Here is a 2,438-nt window from a genome sequence, read left to right on the forward strand (position 1 = left end):
TCACAATGCAAATTTCTCGTAATCTTTTTTTGCTTCGCTTCCGAACAGGAAAGTTGTTTTCATCGTCAATTGCTTAGCCTCAAAGTTTCCGAAAAAACAAAAAGCCCCACCTGATTATCGGTAGGGCGTTTTAATTTTCGCGATTTCTATTTTTTAAGCAAGAAGATGACCACTCTTCGCAATAACCTCAGTAACAGGCAATGTAGAAGAAGGATTTAAACGACTCATATCTGAAACCCTGCCCTTATCATGCCCGAACATCGATATCGATTGGGCCAGCTGTGCAGCTTTATTCTGCGACTGGAGAAGCTTTCCATCTTTAATTTCTTCAGTTTCATCAAATGCAAAGTCTTTGAAATAGATGATATCCTCAGCTGCATTTCGGTTATCGTCGTAGTTGTTTATGTTGGTAATACCAATGTCATTCTTTGCAAATACATAGACATCAGCCCCGCCATTTCCGGTTAACGTATCATCCCCTCCATTGCTAAAAAATGCATCTCTGGCAGCGGTTCCCGTCATTGATTCCCCTGCATGGCTGCCTTGCCATTGACGATCAACGTTAATTTGAAAGGATTCACTTAACTTGACCGACTGGGTTTCAAACTCCACCTCGTTCATCCATAGCTTGGCGGTGAAATGGCCAGACACACCTAGCATCCGGTATTTGTTGTACGGTATTCCATTCGTATCCAGTTGGAATATTTTCTTCTGGGACGATGAACCCGGTGACCAAGTGGTATCACTAGAGACATTGATCCAGCTACCATCTTGCTGCTGCGCTTGAATACGGAAGGTAACGGCACTCCCCTCCCCGCCTTCGGTTAATACCGTCAGGGAGTCCAGCACGAGCTTGTCTTTCATGGTGAACTCCACGGTTCCACCGTGAACAGACGGAACCATAACCGGTGGGTTTAGTTTCACATCTTTGTAAACGCTGCCAAATTTTCCATTCGATGCACCATGGATTTTGGCTCGATATAGGTCATACCGCTTATCCTGCGCTGTCAGTGCTACCGTTTGCTTCAAGCTCTGTTTATGGTTCCACTTGAAGCTGTCTGACACGGCGACCCACTGGCTGCCATTCCATGCCTCAATCACATAGTCATACACTGTATTCTCTAGGTCATCACTCGCCTTCTCGTTTATTTCCAATGTCAGCTCAGAGAGTGGCGTTTCCTTATGAAGCCCAAAATACCAACAGTCTGCTCCATCATCCTGCTTATTATTCAACAAACGCCCTCTTACCGATTTTCTATCCGGGTCAAATATTCCCCCACTCTCCCGAGAAGGAGCAATGATGGCGCGGTTCTGCTTAGGATCTAAGCTTGGTGCCCAAGCAAAAGCTTCCTTCCCTTTCTCAAATCCGTCAATCAGGTTTTCCTCGTTCGAACGCCCGCGGCCTGTGACCTCGACCTTACGCTTCATCCCGCTCACACCAGTGTTAAGTGCATTCGACGCTTTGATCCCATCTTCCGTGGTCAGGATTTTTCCTCGTTTAATTTTGCCGCCATCGAGATCGCTTGTCGCTTCAAGATCATAAACATAATATTCATCCTTAAATGCGCCTCCCACGCTAACATTGATCAGGCCACTACGTTTACCCGAGCGATATTTGGCATGATCACGGTTTGCCGACTCAATCTCAGCCGCTGTTACACCCGCCTGACGGTACTTCTGCACTAACGCTGGCGATTCCACTCCGACTTTCAAATAGCTGTCTGCTTCCTGATAACCTATGTCGCCCAGCGCGGCCATAATGGCAGCAATTTTACTGGCACCCTCATCCTTGTAACCGACAGCTCGCAAGACATTTTTTGCCAGTGCCTCACTTCCTATCCCTGCGTGTTGGTGCATTGCCGCCAGTGCTTGGCCTATCTCTTCACCCTTCACGCCATGCGTCAATAATAGCTGTACCGTAATGACGTCTACACCATGACCTAAGGATTCGATGATAAAACGTACACTCGCTTTTTCTTCCATCAGCGCCTTGAAAACCACCACATCCAAATTGTCAGGCAGCAGCCGCTCCAAGAAAGCATTCGTTTTATTGGATGTCCCAGAGAACAGCAGAACCAGCATTTCATTCATCACATCAGGTGACTGGATACCTACATTTAGGTAACGGTTGATATAAGCGACTCCCGTTGGGCTTAGGTGAACCTGCTTGGCCACCACATCCCGAATCACCTGACGAGAAAGAGTCGGGTTTTTAATAAATAGGACTGCCTCAACGGTTTTTACATCTGCCGGTTTTCTGTGTGCTGTCAGCATTTCCTTCAGCGTTGGGATTTTACCATCGACAAATCCCCATTTGTCCCATTCATCCTGGTTCGGTTCAAAGGCGCCCGTCATCATGACACCTTTGCTGGCTTCAAAGGTTCTCGGTTGATCACCACCAAAGCCGTCACGGTATGCTGTTGCAAGCCCCTCTATGG

Annotated in this window: 1 protein-coding gene; it reads right to left on the minus strand. The window is 47.2% G+C overall.

Annotated features, from left to right (window positions below; genetic code table 11):
• Nucleotides 1-153: 153 nt before the first annotated feature.
• Nucleotides 154-2,438 (minus strand): hypothetical protein (locus tag BCT81_RS15620; protein ID WP_198596904.1); only part of this gene is annotated, 2,285 nt, incomplete at its 5' end.

Origin of the sequence: Vibrio sp. 10N.261.52.A1, from assembly GCF_002876325.1 — a bacterium.
GTDB lineage: Bacteria > Pseudomonadota > Gammaproteobacteria > Enterobacterales > Vibrionaceae > Vibrio > Vibrio chagasii.